This window comes from Acetoanaerobium pronyense, from assembly GCF_017874355.1.
GTDB classification, from domain to species: domain Bacteria; phylum Bacillota; class Clostridia; order Peptostreptococcales; family Filifactoraceae; genus Acetoanaerobium; species Acetoanaerobium pronyense.
Window position 1 is genome coordinate 16,579 of the sequence record NZ_JAGGLI010000023.1, and the last position, 18,851, is coordinate 35,429.

The 18,851-nt window shown below is 29.7% G+C and carries 19 protein-coding genes; 17 read left to right on the forward strand and 2 right to left on the reverse strand.

Features of this window, described 5'->3' with window-relative positions:
• Window positions 1-140: 140 nt before the first annotated feature.
• The 6 genes from J2Z35_RS09975 (at window position 141) to J2Z35_RS10000 (ending at window position 4,960) form a co-directional block, all read left to right on the forward strand.
• Window positions 141-965: a sulfurtransferase gene (locus J2Z35_RS09975; RefSeq protein ID WP_209661257.1), complete on the forward strand. Its 825-nt coding sequence runs from the start codon at window positions 141-143 to the stop codon at window positions 963-965.
• A 21-nt stretch (window positions 966-986) separates the two neighbouring features.
• Entirely contained in the window at window positions 987-1,166 is a 180-nt protein-coding gene (locus J2Z35_RS09980; protein ID WP_209661258.1) for a hypothetical protein, read from the forward strand.
• Entirely contained in the window at window positions 1,156-1,827 is a 672-nt protein-coding gene (locus J2Z35_RS09985) for a Crp/Fnr family transcriptional regulator (protein WP_209661259.1), read from the forward strand. Before J2Z35_RS09980 ends, J2Z35_RS09985 begins: the two co-directional genes overlap by 11 nt.
• 31 nt (window positions 1,828-1,858) lie before the next feature.
• Window positions 1,859-2,494: a C40 family peptidase gene (locus J2Z35_RS09990; RefSeq protein WP_209661260.1), complete on the forward strand. Its 636-nt coding sequence runs from the start codon at window positions 1,859-1,861 to the stop codon at window positions 2,492-2,494.
• Window positions 2,495-2,523: 29 nt separating this feature from the next.
• On the forward strand, window positions 2,524-3,456 hold the full coding sequence (locus J2Z35_RS09995; protein ID WP_209661261.1) for an HD-GYP domain-containing protein: 933 nt from the start codon (window positions 2,524-2,526) through the stop codon (window positions 3,454-3,456).
• A 118-nt stretch (window positions 3,457-3,574) separates the two neighbouring features.
• Window positions 3,575-4,960: an aminopeptidase gene (locus J2Z35_RS10000; RefSeq protein WP_209661262.1), complete on the forward strand. Its 1,386-nt coding sequence runs from the start codon at window positions 3,575-3,577 to the stop codon at window positions 4,958-4,960.
• Between the two features lie 102 nt (window positions 4,961-5,062).
• On the opposite strand, the gene J2Z35_RS10005 is transcribed toward J2Z35_RS10000, so the two are convergent.
• On the reverse strand, window positions 5,063-5,962 hold the full coding sequence (locus J2Z35_RS10005) for a selenium metabolism-associated LysR family transcriptional regulator (RefSeq protein ID WP_209661263.1): 900 nt from the start codon (window positions 5,960-5,962) through the stop codon (window positions 5,063-5,065).
• Window positions 5,963-6,531: 569 nt separating this feature from the next.
• Window positions 6,532-6,732, reverse strand: a complete 201-nt coding sequence (locus J2Z35_RS10010; protein WP_209661264.1) for a helix-turn-helix domain-containing protein — start codon at window positions 6,730-6,732, stop codon at window positions 6,532-6,534.
• Between the two features lie 117 nt (window positions 6,733-6,849).
• On the opposite strand from J2Z35_RS10010, the gene J2Z35_RS10015 reads away from it, so the two are divergent.
• The 11 genes from J2Z35_RS10015 to J2Z35_RS10065 all read left to right on the forward strand — a co-directional run bounded on the left by J2Z35_RS10015 (window position 6,850) and on the right by J2Z35_RS10065 (window position 18,835).
• Window positions 6,850-7,872: a DUF6017 domain-containing protein gene (locus J2Z35_RS10015; protein WP_209661265.1), complete on the forward strand. Its 1,023-nt coding sequence runs from the start codon at window positions 6,850-6,852 to the stop codon at window positions 7,870-7,872.
• Window positions 7,873-7,985: 113 nt separating this feature from the next.
• Entirely contained in the window at window positions 7,986-8,624 is a 639-nt protein-coding gene (locus J2Z35_RS10020; RefSeq protein ID WP_209661266.1) for a DUF3801 domain-containing protein, read from the forward strand.
• A gap of 14 nt (window positions 8,625-8,638) precedes the next feature.
• Window positions 8,639-10,567 (forward strand): VirD4-like conjugal transfer protein, CD1115 family, encoded by a 1,929-nt coding sequence (locus J2Z35_RS10025; protein ID WP_456298338.1) that lies wholly within the window; start codon window positions 8,639-8,641, stop codon window positions 10,565-10,567.
• 16 nt (window positions 10,568-10,583) lie between these two features.
• Complete coding sequence (locus J2Z35_RS10030) at window positions 10,584-10,796, forward strand: Maff2 family mobile element protein (protein WP_209661267.1); 213 nt, start codon at window positions 10,584-10,586, stop codon at window positions 10,794-10,796.
• Window positions 10,797-10,875: 79 nt separating this feature from the next.
• Window positions 10,876-11,199: a YjgN family protein gene (locus J2Z35_RS10035; protein ID WP_245330844.1), complete on the forward strand. Its 324-nt coding sequence runs from the start codon at window positions 10,876-10,878 to the stop codon at window positions 11,197-11,199.
• A gap of 49 nt (window positions 11,200-11,248) precedes the next feature.
• Window positions 11,249-12,127, forward strand: coding sequence for a VirB6/TrbL-like conjugal transfer protein, CD1112 family (locus J2Z35_RS10040; RefSeq protein WP_209661268.1), 879 nt, complete (start codon window positions 11,249-11,251; stop codon window positions 12,125-12,127).
• Window positions 12,128-12,210: 83 nt separating this feature from the next.
• Complete coding sequence (locus tag J2Z35_RS10045) at window positions 12,211-12,585, forward strand: hypothetical protein (RefSeq protein WP_209661269.1); 375 nt, start codon at window positions 12,211-12,213, stop codon at window positions 12,583-12,585.
• Between the two features lie 73 nt (window positions 12,586-12,658).
• On the forward strand, window positions 12,659-13,063 hold the full coding sequence (locus J2Z35_RS10050; protein WP_209661270.1) for a PrgI family protein: 405 nt from the start codon (window positions 12,659-12,661) through the stop codon (window positions 13,061-13,063).
• Window positions 12,993-15,434 carry a VirB4-like conjugal transfer ATPase, CD1110 family gene (locus J2Z35_RS10055; protein ID WP_209661271.1) on the forward strand — a complete coding sequence of 814 codons (2,442 nt, stop codon included), beginning with the start codon at window positions 12,993-12,995 and terminating at the stop codon, window positions 15,432-15,434. Before J2Z35_RS10050 ends, J2Z35_RS10055 begins: the two co-directional genes overlap by 71 nt.
• Window positions 15,435-15,452: 18 nt before the next feature.
• Window positions 15,453-18,446, forward strand: a complete 2,994-nt coding sequence (locus J2Z35_RS10060; protein WP_209661272.1) for a CD1108 family mobile element protein — start codon at window positions 15,453-15,455, stop codon at window positions 18,444-18,446.
• A gap of 71 nt (window positions 18,447-18,517) precedes the next feature.
• The gene (locus J2Z35_RS10065; protein WP_209661273.1) at window positions 18,518-18,835 is read left to right on the forward strand and encodes a hypothetical protein; all 318 of its coding nucleotides are present in this window, start codon (window positions 18,518-18,520) and stop codon (window positions 18,833-18,835) included.
• Window positions 18,836-18,851: the final 16 nt, after the last annotated feature.

Consider the following 18,851-nt stretch of genomic DNA (forward strand, 5'->3'; position numbering starts at 1 on the left):
TTCCTTCTAAAGATATTTATAGTAATATATCATTAAGAAACATTGAATTTTTAACAAAAGTTAAAATATAATACGTAATATTAATTCTATTAAGCGGTTTTTGATTCAGCTAGAACGTTTTTATGAAAGGGGATTTACCTATGAAGAATTTTATCACTTCAGTGGAGCTAAAAGAATCTTTTAATCAACACATTATACTTGACTGCAGATATGACCTTTCGGATTCGAATTTTGGTCATATGAGCTATTTAAAAAGTCATATCAAAAACTCTCACTATTTTGATCTTGAAAAAGACCTTTCCAGAGAAGTAGAAAAGCATGGCGGAAGACATCCCCTCCCTTTTTTGGCTGATTTTATAAGCAAGTTAGAAAATATTGGTATTTCAAATGATAGTAAAATAGTAGTATACGATGATGATATGTTTGTGGCTCCTAGGCTGTGGTGGATGCTCAAATATATTGGAATAGAAGATGTGAAGGTGCTTGATGGTGGCTTTAAGTCTTGGAACTATGAAGAACTTATAGAAAGTAAACATAACACAAAAAAACCAAGCTTAGGGAAAATTTACGCCCAGATTAATCAGTCAATGGTAGTGAATATAGAAGAAGTCAAAAAAATGATAGATGAGTCAAATGAATACTCTATGATTGTTGATTCAAGAACAAATGAACGATATCTGGGCATAATGGAACCCATAGATAAGATTCCAGGAAGAATACCTACTTCTATTAATATATTTTACAATGATGCGTATTCAAATGGCTATTTAAAATCAAAGAAAGAACTTGAAAAGCTATACTCTAAGATTATCCCTTATAAAGAGATTGTAGTATACTGTGGCTCAGGTGTTACAGCCCCAGCCAATATAATAGCTATGGATGAAATTGGAATTCTTACAAGGCTTTATGTTGGAAGCTATAGTGATTATATTTCTTATGAAGAAAATGAAGTAGAAGTGGGTTAGTTATTGTAGGAGGGAAAAAAAATGAGAATTGGAATTATTTTTATGGTATTAATAGCAGTTCTTATAATGGCATATATCATACTTGCTATCTATAATGCATACAAACTCAATAAGAGAATTGATAGGCTAAACTTTAAAATAGAAAAGCTAATGATACCTCTTGAAAGACTTCACTTATCTGGAGGAAAAAATGAACGCTAGTTTTATAAGTCAGCTTAAAGGAACAAAGATTTTCAAATCTATTTCAGAGGAAGAAATAGAAAAAATAATAAAAGAAGTCCCTTTTAGGACTGTAGATTACAAAAAAGGAGAAGTACTTTTCTGGGAAGGTGACAAATGTACAGGGATAGGTATAGTGCTAGAGGGTGAAGTAGAAATTCATAAAGGAGCTATAATGGGGAAAAAAATCACCATTACTCAAATAAAACATGGAGATATGTTTGGGGAAGCAATAGTGTTTTCTACGACTCACGAATATCCAGCTACAGTGGAAGCACTTCTTGATTCAAAAATACTTTTTATATCAAAAGAGAACATTCTTATGATGTGCTCAAACCATGTACAGTTTGTAGAGAAGTTTATGGAGGTACTATCAAACAAAATTCTTATATTAAATAATAAACTTTCACTCCTTTCTCTAAAGAGTATAAGACAAAAAATCTTATTTTATATTATAAAAGAGTCAAAAGACAAAAAAAATATGTCGATTAATATAACAAAACAAGAATTTTCTGAAATACTTGGAGTAGAAAGGCCATCACTTTCAAGAGAACTAATAAAAATGAAAGAAGAAAATATAATAGAAATAAAAGGCAAAACCATTAAAATATTAAGCCAAGATTCTGTAGACGACTATTTATAATACAAATAAAAATAAAAAGGGTGACTTAAGGGTGAAAAAAAATATCGTTGCATTTTCTCTCGTAGCAGTAGCTTCAATTCCTAAAATTTCATGGGGATACTCAGGGGATTTGGAATCATATTTTTTTGATTTAAGGCAAGTATTGATTCAAGAAGAGCTAAAAGTATATAAGACAGACTATAAACTTGATTTATTTAGCGACATATATTTTGAAAACGAAGATGATAAATCAACTGCAATTATAAGATATGCTTTTGAAGAACTTGGAAAGCCCTACAAATTTGCAGCTACAGGTCCTGATTATTATGACTGTTCAGGATATACTTATACAATTTTCAAAAAACTTAATATAAATATACCTAGGACTTCTGAGGCTCAGGGAAACGGCGGCATACTTATAGATAGAAATAGACTTCAAAAAGGAGATTTGGTATTTTTTGATACAAGAAGTATATCAAATATCAATGATATAACAGACAATTTTGAAGAAGAAATAATTAGTTCTGAACCAAAGCCTTTTATGCCTGAAAAAGTAACCCATGTGGGTATATATATTGGCTCTGGTGAATTCATACATGCCTCATCAGGTGGAGGAGAAGTTATCATAAGCCGTTTAGATAATAAATATTATGACAGCAGATATCTTCATGGTCGAAGATATCTTTAAAAGCTCTAAAGTACCATGGAGGAGTTTATATGAGTGAAAAAAATAAAAAGTATTTATTAAATAACGACGATATAATCAAGATATTTAAGGAAAAGCTGGACTATATGATAGAGAGAAATTTTTATTGGGGCGAAGAATCAAAACTAATAACTTCTATGAAGCTTTCCTTTAAAAATAAAATTATGAAAAATTTAAATGAATTAATGGATAATATAGACTTTTCAAATAACCTATTTTTGATTAAAAATAAGAGTATTGAGTTACTGGAGCACAGTATGAACACTTGTCTATGCGCTTCAATTATGTCAAATTTTCTAAAATATTCCGAAGAAGATTTAAAAATCATAATGGCAGGATCTCTGCTTCATGATATAGGAAAAATATTTGAACAAGAGGTTTCACTTGAAGATGATTTAGAAGACACAGGTCATGTAGAAAAAGGGTTTGAACATATTAAAAATTTTTCAGATATTGAGCCAATTATAAGAAGACTTATACTTGAGCATCATGAAAGAGTTGATGGAACTGGAGAACCAAGAAAAATTACAGGAGAAAATATTCATTACCTATCTAAAGTTTTAGCGGTTTGCAACACTTATGATAACCTGATAGCAAGAAGCTACTCAAAAGGGAAAAACTCTCCTTCTGATGCAGTAGAGTATATTTTGGGTTCTGCTGGAGTTGTATTTGATTATGATGTTGTAAAATTTTTCTTTAAAAAAATCATACCTTATCCTGTAGGTTCTTTAGTGAGACTAAGTGACTCTAGAATTGGAGTAGTATCTTCGATTCCAAAGGATTTTCCATTTAGGCCTAATGTTCGTGTAGTAAAGCAGCTTGCAACAACTGTTTCTATGGAAGACATAAGTTTATTAGATAGCCCTAGCTTAATAATAACAAGTATATTAGAAGAAGTGCCTAATCCTTCTGTTCAATCTTATCTGAAACATGGCTTTAATTAAAAATAAAAATATACAAAAAAAATTATACTTATAGATTATGCTATATGGTATAATTTTTTTGTGAAAGAAAAGTCTGTATACTCTTAAAATTTAAAATATTAACAAGGGGGATTTACATATGGAATTAAAATATGAATTTAAAAACGTTTGGAAAACAATTGAAGAATCAGAATATAAGCTACTTATGGATTATGGGGACAGATATATGAGCTTTATGGATAAGTCAAAAACTGAAAGAGAATGTGCTAACGAAATTATAAGACTTGCAAAGGAAAATGGTTATATAAATTATGAAGATGTTCTTAAAGATGGAAAAATCGAATCAGGAATGAAGATATATCTAAATAATAAAAATAAATCAGTAGCTATGATGGTAGTTGGTAAAGAAAAGCTTGAAAAAGGAATGAAGATAGTTGGAGCACATATAGATGCTCCTAGACTTGATTTAAAACAGTTTCCACTATATGAAGATGGGAATATGGCCCTTTTAAAAACCCATTATTATGGAGGGGTAAAAAAATATCAGTGGACTTGTATTCCGCTTAGTATTCATGGAGTCATCTTTACCAAGGAAGGCAAGCAAGTAGATATTTCAATTGGAGAAGATGAAAAAGACCCCGTACTTTATATAAATGACCTTCTTATACATCTTTCGGCAGATCAGATGCAAAAGAAACTATCAGAAGGAATCACTGGAGAGCAGCTTAATGTTGTGATTGGGCACAAACCTTCTAGGGAAAAAGATTTGAAGGATCCTATTAAAGAAAACATATTAAAGCTGCTAAACGAAAAATATGGGATTACAGAAGAAGATTTTATGATAGCTGAGCTGGAAATAGTTCCGGCTGAAAAAGCTAGACATGTAGGACTTGATAAATCTATGATATCTGCGCATGGACACGATGATAGAGTATGCTCTTATGCTGGACTAGAGGCTATTTTAGGAATTGAATCTCCTGAAAAAACAGCGGTTGCTCTTTTTGTAGACAAAGAGGAAATTGGATCTGTGGGAAATACGAGCATGAGTTCAAAGTTTTTTGAAAATATGGTAGCTGAGCTTATAGCCCTTGAAGGAGAGTATTCAGACCTTAAAGTGAGACGTGCACTTGCAAATTCGGAAGTTCTTTCGGCAGATGTGACTGCAGGCTTTGACCCTACGTTTCCGGAAGTACTCGATAAAAGAAATGCAGCAATGCTTGGAAATGGAGTAGTTCTTACTAAGTATACAGGTTCAAGGGGAAAAGGTGGCTGCAATGATGCAAATGCAGAATTCTTAGCAAAAATCAGAAAAACCTTTGATGAACACAATATTGTATGGCAAATAGGAGAGCTTGGGAAAGTGGACCAAGGTGGAGGTGGAACCATAGCTTTTATACTTGCAGAGTATGGAGCTGAGGTTGTAGACTGTGGGGTTCCAATGCTTAGCATGCATGCTCCTGTAGAACTTGTGAGTAAAGCAGATATATACATGACCTTTAAAGCATATAATGCATTTTTAAAATAAAAAATATTTAAAATAAGTAAGATTTTTAAATAGTAAAGTATTTTAAAACTAAAAAGAGCTGCCCATTAAAATAACCTTAGATTATTTTAATGGGCAGGCTCTTTATTTATTAGGAAATAAGTTTTCAATAAAATCAATAAAGCTTTTTTCTAAAGGGGCTAGAATTCTATCCTTGGAATATACAAAATAGAAATTTCTTATAAGATTCAAATCTTCAATTTCATATATATCAAATAAATCAAGCTTCTTTTCCTTCTCTATGGCCTTGCTTGATATTATAGAGCAGCCTAAGCCTTCTTCAACCATAGCCTTTATTGTTTGAGTGTTCTCTGCAAATGCAATTACATTAAATGAATCAGATTTGATTTTATTTTTTTTTAGCTCTTTATTAAAGAGATTTAGAGTACCTGACCCTTCTTCTCTTAGGATAAGAGGAACCTGCATTACCTGCTCAATCATTAAAGAACTAGATGAAGAACTTATATAAGCCTTTGGAGTTATAAGCACTAGTTTATCCTCTATTATAGGGACATAATTTAGGTCACTGTCCTTCAGATAGGTACCTGTAAATCCATAATCAATCTTACTGTTTTTTATATTTTCGATTATTTGAAGAGAGTCTCCGTGATTGATTTTATAATTTACCTCTGGATATGTTTTGTTAAACTCTCTTATTATTTTAGGAACAATATATTGCTCTGGGATTGTACTTGCACTTATTTCAATAGTTCCTTCTATTTTTCCCACAAATTCTCCCATGTTATATTGGGCATTTTTTTTGAGATTTATTATTTTGTTTGCATAATCATAAAAAATCTCCCCCGCCTTTGTTAGGGTGATATCTCTATTTGCTCTATTTAAAAGAGATGTTCCGATTTCTTTTTCAAGAGTTTGAATGTGATTGCTTATTGTAGGCTGGGTCAGATAAAGTTCCTTAGCAGCCTTGGAAAAGCTTTTATTTTTTGCAATTGCTATGAATGATTCGAGTTGTCTGAAATCCATAAGAACTCTCCTTTTTGTTTATTATATATTGATTATACACTTTAGTTAATTTAAAGACAAAGAAAGTTAGATAGAAAAAATTTATATAATCTATAACATGAGTTAATTTATTACAAAAATAAAAACCTTAGCCCAAAGGTAAGGTTGAAGTTATAGACTCAATTTTAAATTTATATATCAAAAATAAATATACTCGAAATCAATAAAATATAATAATAACGTGGTGCGGGCGAAGGGATTTGAACCCCCACATAGTCACCTATGGCGGATTTTGAGTTTCTTATAACCAATGGAGTATATAAAACTGTAACGGAATTCAATGGAGTTTTAGAGACCTATAATTGAGTGTTTTCAGTTAATGCAACTATTTGAATAAGCATTATCAACTACTACAATATTTTTCAAAAAAACGCGTTTAGAAATAAAATGAGAGAACTTGGAGAGAACTTTTATAATTTTTAATTTGTTATATAAATATAATCTAGGCGTTATACCTAATTGTGATGAAAAAAGACTATTTTATAATTAGTCTTTTTTTGTTTGAAAAAAAGAACAAAAAATAAAATTATTTAAGATTTTATGTGTTCAATAATTTCTTGAATATCACAATCTAAATAATTACATAAATCATCAATTATTTTAAGAGATATGTATTCACCCTTAGAAATTTTAGCTAGTGTTGCAGAAGACATTATCTTCATATCAACTAGCTCGTATTTATTAATATTTTTGGTTTTAAGAAGATTTAATAAAGGACTATAACTTAACATCAGAGGACCTCCATTTTTTTATATAGATAATTATACTTAGTAATTATACACAATTCAATACAAGAGATCCTATGAGAATCTGCAAATAGAAAATTAATTAAAGAATAGGAGGTAAAAATGTACAATCAAAAGAAATTTTCAGTTAATGATATATACAACAATTCATTTCATCAATTGCCAAGTTTTTTCTTTTTAGAAGATTTCCCTAAGATTTCAGATAAAGCAATTATTCTATATTCTCTTTTAAAAAGTAGGCATGAATTATCAATGAAAAATAGATGGTTTGATAAAGAAGGTAATGTATATCTAATTATGAAACGTGAAGAAATGGAAAAGACATTAAGAACCTCAGATAAAACTATAACCAAAGCCATAAATGAGTTAAAGGAATACAATTTGCTAATTGAGGTAAGACAAGGAAAAGGTAGGCCTAATCTAATATATATAACCTATCCAGATATTGAAAAAATTATAAAGGAAAATCAAGATGAAGATATATTAGATTTCAAAGAATTACAAGAAATAGGTGAAAGTGCTGAAAACCTTGATATAACATTAAACCGTAATAGTTCCGACTCACTAGATGATAATCAATTAAATCGTAATAACTCCGACTCTAGAACCGGAAATATTACGACACTTAATAAATATATAGATAACGATATAGATAAATTATATATAAATCATTCTTTCTATAATAAAAACAAAGATTATAAAGAAATTGAAAAAATGAATGAAGGAATGAAAGAAAATGAAATTTCTAATGATAAAAAGATTCTGGATAAAGAATACAAGAACTATGAAAAAATTATCAAAGAAAATATTGAATATGATTTATTAGTTAGCAAAAATGATGCGGATTTAGTAGAGGAGATAACTCAGATAATAATAGATACAGTTTCTTCAGCAAAAGAAAAATTTAGAGTTAATGGGTCATATACATCAAATAGGATTATAAAATCTAGGTTTTTAAAGCTTAACCATATGCATATTGAATTTGTAATTGATTGTTTATCAAAAAATACAACTCAAATTAAAGACATAAGATCATACATAATTACAGCGCTATATAATGCTCCGTCAACTATGAATCTTTATTATACATCTAAGGTAAATCATGAGTTATTTTCAAGTGAATAACTTTATTTAAAATATTTAAAACTTTAAGGAGGATTTTTATATGTTAATATATTTTGTTTGGAGAGTTCCACCTTAATTATCAATTTTTTAAAAAGAGAAAGGATGGTGATTTTATGAATCAGGAAGATACTCTTAAGGACTCAGTCAAAACAGTCGAGGATGTCTATAGGGCTTCTAAAAAAACTAATGAAATAATAAATAAAACTGGAATGACGATAGATAAATCTACTAAAAGATTATATGGATTAACCTTAAATTCAACAGAAATTGTAGCATCTTCACTTATCAATTTATTTGAAAACTTGTTTAAAAAAAATATTTCCTGGAAAAATGATTCTAAAAATCTTAAGACTTTATATAGCAAGGGACTTCCACTTTCTAGCAATGATTGCGATATAAATGATCTTAGATTATTTCAAAAAATAATGAAACACCATGAAGTAGAATATTCATTAAAAAAAGATTGTTTGATTGAGGGTAGATATAACATATTTTTTCTAGCCAGAGATTCTGAACTAATAGAACAAGCTTTAAAGAGATTTATAAGGGCAGATAGATTTAAAGACATTGAAGAATTTAAACATGAAGATAATCAAAATAAATTAAAAAAAACTGAAAAAGTAATGCCAGAAAATCATGAAAATGATAAAAAAAGTACTCTTGAAAAATTAGAAAAAGCTAAAGAGAAAGCAAATTTAAGCAACAAAAATAAAGAAAAAGTAAAAGAGAAAAAGCAGGAATTGATAAGATGATGGACTATAAAAAGATTCTTCAAGTTGTAAGGGTTGATACCACAAATAAGTTAGCGTATATAGACAAGAAAAAAGCTATTATTTCTAGTCTCCCTTATATTCTAATTTTCTATTTTTCAAATAAAATTAGCTATTTTTCAAGAGTAGATGATAAAGGAATTTTTTATGCAATTTTGAATTTCCAAGAAGCTTTTTCTTCAATACTTCTGAGTTTTAATTCCAAAGATTTATTAAATGGAGTTATAGCGACAGGAGTTTTTTTTATGATTATTTATCTTAGGAAATTAGACAAGAAAAAATTTAGAAAAGGTCAGGAATATGGTTCTGCTAGATGGGGAACTAAAAAAGAAATTCTGCCATATATAGACTTAATCCCTAGAAAAAATATTCTACTAACAGAAACAGAAAAGTTAACAATTAGGCCCTATGCTGTACCTGGTCATCCACATCATACTGCCAGAAATAAAAATATTTTAGTTATTGGAGGTTCTGGGTCAGGTAAAACTAGGTTCTTTGTAAAGCCTAATATAATGCAAATGCATAGTTCATATGTTGTAACTGATCCTAAAGGTACAGTACTTCTTGAAACTGGAAAAATGCTTTCAAAAGGACGAGTTAAAGAAGATGAAAAAGGAAGAAAAGTGACAAAAAACAATAAACCGGTATATGAACCATACAAAATAAAGGTACTAAATACAATTAACTTTAAAAAATCAATGAGATATAGCCCTTTTGCCTATATAAAAAAAGAAAAGGACATTTTAAAGCTAGTTAATACAATAATTTTAAACACAAAGGGTGAAGGTGAAAAAGCATCTGAGGATTTTTGGGTTAAAGCTGAAAGACTTCTATATACAGCCTTAATTTCATACATTTTTTATGAATCACCAAAAGAAGAAAAAAACTTCAATACGCTTATTTCAATGATTGATTCTTCTGAAACACACGAAGAAAATGAAGGCTTTGTAAATGGAGTAGATGTACTTTTTAAGGAACTTGAAACAGGGAGGGATTATATAACAGGAGAAATAATTGCAAAGCCACAGCCTAATCATTTTGCAGTAAGGCAATATAAAAAATATAAACTAGCAGCAGGGAAAACAGCAAAATCTATATTAATTTCATGCGGAGCAAGACTTGCCCCTTTTGATATTGAAGAGTTAAAGGAAATGCTATCAGATGATGAGCTAGAACTTGATAAGCTAGGGGATAAACTAACGGCACTTTTTATTATAATCTCAGATACTGATTCCACCTTTAATTTTATTGTTGCAATGCTCTATACTCAGCTATTTAATCTACTTTGTGAAAAAGCAGATGATGAGTATGGAGGGAAACTACCATATCATGTTCGTTGCCTTTTAGATGAGTTTGCAAATATTGGCCAAATTCCTAACTTTGAAAAATTAATAGCCACAATTCGTTCAAGGGAAATATCAGCATCAGTAGTACTTCAGTCAAAGAGTCAGCTTAAAGCAATATATAAGGACCATGCAAATACGATTGAAGGAAACTGTGATACTACCTTATTTCTAGATGGAAAAGAAAAAGATACTTTAAAGGATTTAGCTGAGATTCTTGGCAAGGAAACAATAGATCTTTACAATACATCAGAAAATCGAGGGCAGCAACAAAGCTATGGAATGAACTATCAAAAGGTTGGAAAAGATTTAATGAGTCAAGATGAGATAGCAATATTAGATGGGGAAAAATGTATTATGCAACTTAGAGGTGTAAGACCCTTTTTATCAAAAAAATATGACATTTGTAATCATGAAAATTATAAAATTCTTTCTGATTATGACAAGAAAAACATATTTGATGTAGAAAAGTATATCAAATACGAAAGACAAACTAAAAAGAAAGAAAGTATAAGACAAGCTCAATATGAAATAGGTGCAACATCCACAAAAAAGTTTGAAATTTTATTAAAAAGCATATAATAAGGAGAGGATATTTATGGAATTTTTTAATAGTGCAATAGAAGCCTTAAAAACACTAGTAACAGCTTTAGGAGCTGGACTTGGAGTATGGGGAGTAGTAAACTTACTAGAAGGATATGGTGGGGATAATCCTGGAGCAAAGTCACAAGGGATAAAACAACTTATGGCTGGGGGAGGAATAATACTACTAGCCCAGCAAGTTATTCCTAATCTATCCAATCTATTCTAAAGTAAAAATTTTACTTGATTGACCTTATAGTCTTATATTTGATACGATGTAAACAAATATAAGACTAGGGGGAATTATAATGGAGAAAATGATTAATGAGAAAGGCTACTATTTTGATGGGGGACTCTTACAGTTAATAGGGTGGAATCTGCTAGGCATACTTGTAACAGTATTTACACTGGGAATATGTTATCCATGGGCTATAACGATGATTTATTCTTGGGAAGCTAAACATACAGTTTTAGATGGTAGAAGGCTTCATTTTAAAGGTACAGCATTAGGATTGTTTGGCCAGTGGATTAAATGGCTGCTTCTAAGTATAATCACATTAGGTATTTACTTATTTTGGGTAAATATTTCCTTGAAAAAATGGAAAACAGCAAATCTTGAATTTATAGATTAATAAAAAGCAACCAATTTGGTTGCTTTTTTTGTACTAGGATGGTGAATATATGTGGGTAATAGATCAAATAATAGAGTATATAAGGAATATGCTAATAGAATGGGTAATAATCAATACCACTGGAATGTTTGATTATTTTAATGAAACACTGGCAAATGTTGCATCTAATGCTGGAGTCTCCCCTTTAACTTGGAACTCAAATGCATATAGTTTAGTTAGAAGTGTATCTGATAATGTAATTCTTCCAATTGCATCCTTAATTATTACATTTATTTTGTGTTATGAACTAATACAGATGGTTAATGAAAAAAACAATATGCATGACATAGATACCTTTAATTTTTTTAAGTATATATTTAAAGCAGCAATAGCTGTTTATCTACTCTCCAATACGTTTAACTTCGTAATGGCGTTTTTTGATTTAGGGACAAACTTAACATCAAGTACACTTGGGATTGTATCATCTACAAGTACTGTTATCCAAATCGAGTCTTCTGAATTTATTGAGTCTTTAAAAGAATTAAAAGTAAATGAATTAGCAACATTATTAATTTTAACCTGGATATTTAGAGGTATATTTGGTGCATTATCTATTGGAGTATATATAATACTTGCAATAAGAATGATAGAAATATATTTTTATATTTCACTGGCTCCAGTACCTTTTTCTACATTTGGTAATAAAGAATGGTCTAATATAGGAATAAATTATTCGAAAGTTATATTAGCTTATGCTCTTCAGGGGGTATTGATAGTTATAGGGTTTGGAATCTACTCTGAACTTGTAAAAACCTTTTTATCAGAGATTGGAGGTGGGGCATTTGATTTTACAAAAAGTTTAGGATTTTTAATAGGAATATCTGTGGTTTTACTAGTTTCACTTATTAAATCTAATAGTGTTGCTAAATCAGTTTTAAATGCCCATTAAAAACTTTTCTTAATTAACATTTTAATGTTATAATGTTAATATACTATAATGTTATAACTTTATAATAAGAAAAGAGGGTAGTTATGGATGAGAAAATAGAAAATAAACTAAAATACATGAAGGAAGGGTCGATGCCCCTTAGAATTTTAGGAAATTTACTCTTTATTCCAATAAAAATATTGTTCATCCCATTAATTGCTGTTTTTTATATAATATCTATTAGCTTTAACATTTTAGGCAACTATCTATTAACAATTTTAAGTGTTATTGGAATTGCTGTAGTTATTATTGGTATAACATTAATAATCAATGATCCTAATATGAGATTAATGAATATTTCGATTTTACTCTTATGCTCTTTTGTTTTTACAACAATATTTTTTATAATAAAAATAATGCCACAAGCTTTTGCTATATTCTCAGGGACATTAATATATTTCCTAAAAGTATGGCTATAAGTAAAATATTTAAAACTACTCAAATGAGTGGTTTTTTTTATTTACAAATTTCAATAAAGAGGATGGTGATCAAATGGCATTTGTGCCTGTTCCAAAAGATTTATCTAAGGTAAAGACTAAGGTGGCTCTTAACTTAACGAAAAGGCAGCTAATTAGTTTTTCTTTAGGGGGAGTTATTGGATTTTTAATTTATATCAATGCTAAAAACTTATTTCCAAACGATATAGCCCTTCTTATTATGATGGCTGGAGTAATGCCGTTTTTCTTTCTTGGTATATATGAAAAAGATGGCCTTACTTTTGAAAAGCTAATTAAGTACTATTATGAAAGTAAAATAAGAAATCCAGAAGTTAGGATATATAAGAATTCAAACTCGTATGAAGCTTTAGTGAAAGGAGCTGACTTACTTGCAACAAAATCAAAAGCAAAAAAAGCAAATAAACAAATTGCAAAAAAGCAAAGCAGAGTTTCAGCGTAAAGATAAAATTTCTCTAGCAAAAGATAGGTCAGATTCAAATGGAATATTTTCAAATCTTTTTAAGAAAAGAAAACCACCTATTCAAACAGTTCAAGACACGATAGTGTATAAAAGAATGCTTCCAGATGGAATTTGCCACATAGGTGATAAAAAATATAACAAAACTATTCAGTTTTTTGATATTAATTATCAACTTGCTCAAAATGATGATAAGACTATAATATTTGAAAACTACTGTGACTTTCTAAACTACTTTGATTCATCAATAGAGTTTCAGTTATCCTTTATAAATCAAAAAGGAAATATTGAAGATTTTAAGAAAAATATAGAAATGCCCCACTCTACTGATGAATTTAATGAAATCAGAGAAGAATTTTCAAATATGCTAAAAAACCAGCTAAGTAAAGGAAATAACGGTCTTATAAAGACTAAGTATATTACCTTCACCATTGAAGCTGATAATCTAAAAATGGCAAAACAAAGACTAGAAAGAATAGAATCAGACATACTAAACAATTTCAAAGTATTAGGAGCAAGAGCTATAGCTTTAGATGGAAAAGAAAGATTAGAACTTCTTTTTAATATTATGAACCCTGATTCTCAGAGTAAATTCAACTTCACATGGAATAGTATCAAAAAAGGTGGAATGTCTACAAAAGACTATATAGTTCCATCTTCTTTTAATTTTGGGGATAGAAAAGTTTTTAGAATGGGAGATATGTATTCATCAATATCTCATATAGTAATTAATTCCCCAGAGATGAATGATAGGATGCTAGCGGATTTACTTGATATAGATGAAAATATCTCTATAAATTTTCATATCTATTCAATAGATCAAAACAAGGCTATCAAAATGATTAAAAGTAAGCAATCTGATTTAAACAAAATGAAAATCGAAGAACAAAAGAAAGCTGTAAGAGCTGGTTATGATATGGATATCATTCCTTCAGATATTCAAACATTTACAAAAGAAACCGAGAACTTCTTAGACGACCTGCAAAATAGAAATGAAAGAATGTTTGTTACTACCATAACTGTTATGAATACTGCTTTAACAAGGCAAAAGCTTGAAAATACAATAGCTCAAGTCCAATCAATATGCACCAAATATAATTGCATGATGAAAAGACTAGATTATCAGCAAGAAAGAGGATTAATTTCTTCCCTTCCCCTTGGGAAAAATAAGATAGAAATTAAAAGAACCTTAACAACCTCTAGCACAGCTATCTTTGTTCCCTTTACCACTCAGGAACTTTTTATGCCTGGAGAATCCCTTTATTATGGACTTAATGCCCTAAGTAATAACATCATAATGGTTGATAGAAAAGCTCTTAAAAATCCTAACGGATTAATTCTAGGAGTACCTGGAGCCGGTAAATCCTTTGCTGCTAAAAGAGAAATTACAAACTCTTTTTTAAGAACAAGTGATGATATCATAGTTGGAGATCCAGAAGGTGAATATGCTCCACTTGTTAATACTTTAAAAGGACAAGTAATTAATATTTCTCCTAAGTCGAAAGACTATATAAACCCTATGGATATAAACCTCAACTACTCAGAAGATGATGACCCACTTACATTAAAATCAGACTTTATCCTTTCACTTTGTGAACTTGTTGTAGGAACAAAGATGGGACTAGACGGTAAAGAGATATCCATAATCGATAGATGCGTAAGACTTGTATATAGAAACTATTTAGATAACCCTATAAATGAGAATATGCCTATACTTGAAGATTTATATAAGTCTTTACTTGCCCAAGAAGAACCTGAAGCTAAAAGGATAGCAACAGCTCTTGAGATTTATGTTACTGGCTCACTAAATGTATTTAACCATCAGACAAACATAGATATTCATAATCGTTTTGTATGCTATAACTTCAAAGAACTTGGTAAAGCCCTAAAAAAGATAGGAATGTTAATCATTCAAGATCAGGTATGGAACAGAGTATCCATGAATAGAGGGAAAAAAGCGACAAGATACTATATAGATGAGTTTCACCTTCTATTAAAAGAACCTCAAACAGCTTCATACTCTGTAGAGATATGGAAAAGGTTTAGAAAATGGGGAGGAATTCCAACTGGAATAACCCAAAATGTTAAAGACTTATTATCATCTAGGGAAATAGAAAATATATTTGAAAATAGTGAGTTTATATATATGTTATCTCAAGCCGCCGGAGATAGAATAGAGCTTGCTAAAAGACTTAATATATCAGACCATCAACTATCTTATGTAACTCATACAAATCCAGGTGAAGGCTTACTTTTCTTTGGAAATGTAACTATACCATTTATAGATAAGTTCCCTAAAGAAACAATCCTGTATAAAGTAATGACCACAAAGCCAGAAGAAGTTAGTTCATAGATAAGGAGCTGATTTTTTATGGCCAAGAAGTTTACTTCTAGGGATAAAGTAGTCAATAAAATGACTAAAGATGGCTTAGAAGAATTAAATGTTACAAAAGGCACTAAAGAAAATATCAGTAATAGAATAAAAGACATATCCCTTGAACGAAAGAAGGATAAATTTGACTTAAAAACAGATAATATTAAAAAAAATGCAAAAAATAAAAGGCAAAAAAGACAGCAGAAAATTGTAAAAAATCAATCAGTAGACTCATATTCAAAAATCAACAACCCAGGCTATGAGCAAGGGAGCATAGCAGAATCTAGGGATAAAAGTATTAAGGATTCAAAAGTTAATATCAATACAATAAATAGTGCTTCATCTTCTAATAATTCCCTAAATAAAACTACTAGCAAATCCTCTAGCTCTAAATCAAATAAAGCTAATATAGAGGACTTTTCATATAAAACTATCAGTTCTTTATCTAAAAAAAGCTCTATTAAATACTCTGATAAAAAGGATTATATAAATATTGAATCTGATTCAAAGTCAAATAAGACTAAATTTAGAGGAAGTAGAAATGCTGATGAATTAAGATTTTCAAATAGGAAGAATCAAACTAATGAATCCAGATTTAAGCTAAAAACTGAACATAGCAAAAGTGAAAATTCCTCAAGGCTAAGTAATAAGGCAATAAGTAACAAATATAGAAATAGCAATAAAAGTACTGATGATTTAGTCTATAAAAATACTAAATCTCAGGGAAAAGAATCCAGATTTAAGCTAAAAAGTGTTTCTGATAAAAAGAAGATTCATAATAAAACTGTTAGACTATCCACCTCTTCTATTAGAAGTTTAGAGCATATTCAAAGTAAAGTATCTTTAAAGCATAATAGGCTTAAATCTAGACAAAGAGATGCCTTAAGGGATAAATTTGAAGATACATTAGATTCTGATGATAATTCTCTTCAATCTGACACTTTTAAAACTGTTAGTAGCTCTAATAAAAAGCTTCAAAAAGGTATAAGGTATATAGATAATAAAAAAATAAGTAAAGAAAATATCAAGTACAAGGAAGAAATCGAAAGACATAAAAAATTAAAACAAAACTCTAAGCTAAAGTTCGAAGAACAAAATAATGCAAAAAAGCCTGTGAAATTTCTTATTGGAGCAGGAAGTCATACTGCTAAATTTTCTAAGGATTCTCTAGCAGATTCAGTTGAAAGAGAAGAAAACCTTCAAGCTGATACTTCTAAATTTCTTAGAGAAGGAACTAGCATAATTTCTTCAAAGATTAACTCTATAAGAAAGTTTAGTAATTTTGCTAAAAAAGGAAAAACTCAAAAAGATATAAACAAGAGGAAAAGTGCTTTAAATCAGAAAAATAAAGAACTTATACAGCATGATAAGAAAAGAAATTTAACTAAACTATCCACTGAAGAAAAGAAAAAAATCCAAAAGAATATGTATAAAAAACAGTACTTTAAAGCATTTAAAAGTAATGAAATGCAAAAGACATCAGAGACTATACAAATAAATCAAAACAGATTTATTGCAATGATTAAATCTTCTAAAGCAGCAATGGTAAGAGTAGTCACTGCCCTCTCATCTTTATTAAGCTTGCCATTTGTAATTTCATTACTTCTTGCTTTTATCTTTGTGATCTTAATTTCTATAACTTCATTAGGCGGAGCCGTTATTGCATCTATAATATATCAATCATCAGATGTTGAAATAACAAAAACTAACGGATATTTTTCAGAGCTTGAAGTGGACCTTGCAATTGATGTATTAGATACTGAAATAAACCACCCTGGATATGATGAATATGAATATAGCTTAGATAATATTGGACATGACCCCCACATGATAGCATCATATCTATCAGTTAAATTTTCTGATGGCTTTAAATTAGAAGACAGTAAAGTAAAATCAGAAATTGAAGATTTATTTAAAAGAATGTATACACTTGAAAGAAAGTCAAAAACAGAAACCAGAGGTTCTGGGGAAGATACTTATACTGTTACAATTTTAAGAACCACATTAAAAACAAAACCCCTTGAAGATGTAATAGATTCAAAATTTGGACTTCTTGGAATCAAAGAGAAAATTTCATATAAGATGCTTTATGAATCTAAAGGAAGCTTTACATTTATGAAAAATCCAGTTGTAGATGATTGGAAATTGGATGTTATAAAGAAGTTTGGATATAGCTTAGACCCAGATACAGGGCAAAAGACTTTCTACCCAGCTATGGATATCCAACCTATGGATAGCAAAGTTTTTGCACTTGTAGATGGTATAGTTCATTACGGAAGTGATGGTTTTGGAGAGTACCTTGAAATTAGAACCTTTGCTGGAAATAGAGTTAGATATTCTAATGTTTCAAATTTTCTATTCGAAGAAGGAGAAAGAGTATTAGCAGGAGAAGAAATTTCATCTATTTCAGAACCTTCTTTAGATAGCAATATAGTCTCTTTTTTAAGACTTCAATTAATTGACCAATTTGATAACTTCCTAGATCCATACTTCTATCTACCATCATATACAGATACCTTGTCTGATGCTTATATATTCGATTTTTCACAAAACAACAATTATAATAGTAATCCTAATTTCAACTTCCCAGAGGTTGAATTTGAAAACTATGATGATTGGGTAAAAGCACTTTTAGAAGAAGCGCAAAAGCATCTTGGTAAAAGGTACGTATTCGGTTCTAATGGACCTAATACATTTGATTGCTCCAGCTTTGTTACTTGGACATTTACCCATTCAGGTGTTAAAAATATGCCTAGAACAACAGCTCAAGGTATATATAACTCAACCCAAAGGATATCAAAAGAAGAACTAAGACCTGGCGATATAGTTTTCTTTACTGGAACATATAACGCTGGAAGACCAGTCACCCATGTTGGAATATATGTAGGTAATAAAACTATGATTCATGCTGGAGATCCTGTCCAGTATGCTAATCTGAATTCAAATTATTGGCAAAAGCATTACTATGGAGCTGGAAGGGTATTCCCTTGATTTCAAAATAATACAAAAGCACTCTATTGCTTATATAAGCATTATGGTGCTTTTTTTATGGAGGTAAACCTATGCTAAATTCTAAAAAAATAAGAGATGCAATAAAAGCTACTGAAATAAAGCTAACGAAAAGAAAAAAGTCACTTGAAAATATAAAAAGAGAAATAGAGGAATTTGAAAATGAGCTTATTAAATTAAACTCTATAATTACAGGAGAATTTCTTAATGTTATTCAAATGACCCCAAAAGATCTATTAAAAGTCTTAGAAAATAAAGAGGCAGTAACTTTAGAGGATTCCAAAATAATAATATATAACCAATTAGATCAAGAAGGGGAAAATAAAATGCTCCAAACAACTTCAATGTCACAAAGTGATTTAGAGCAATAAAGAAAATCAAAAAATT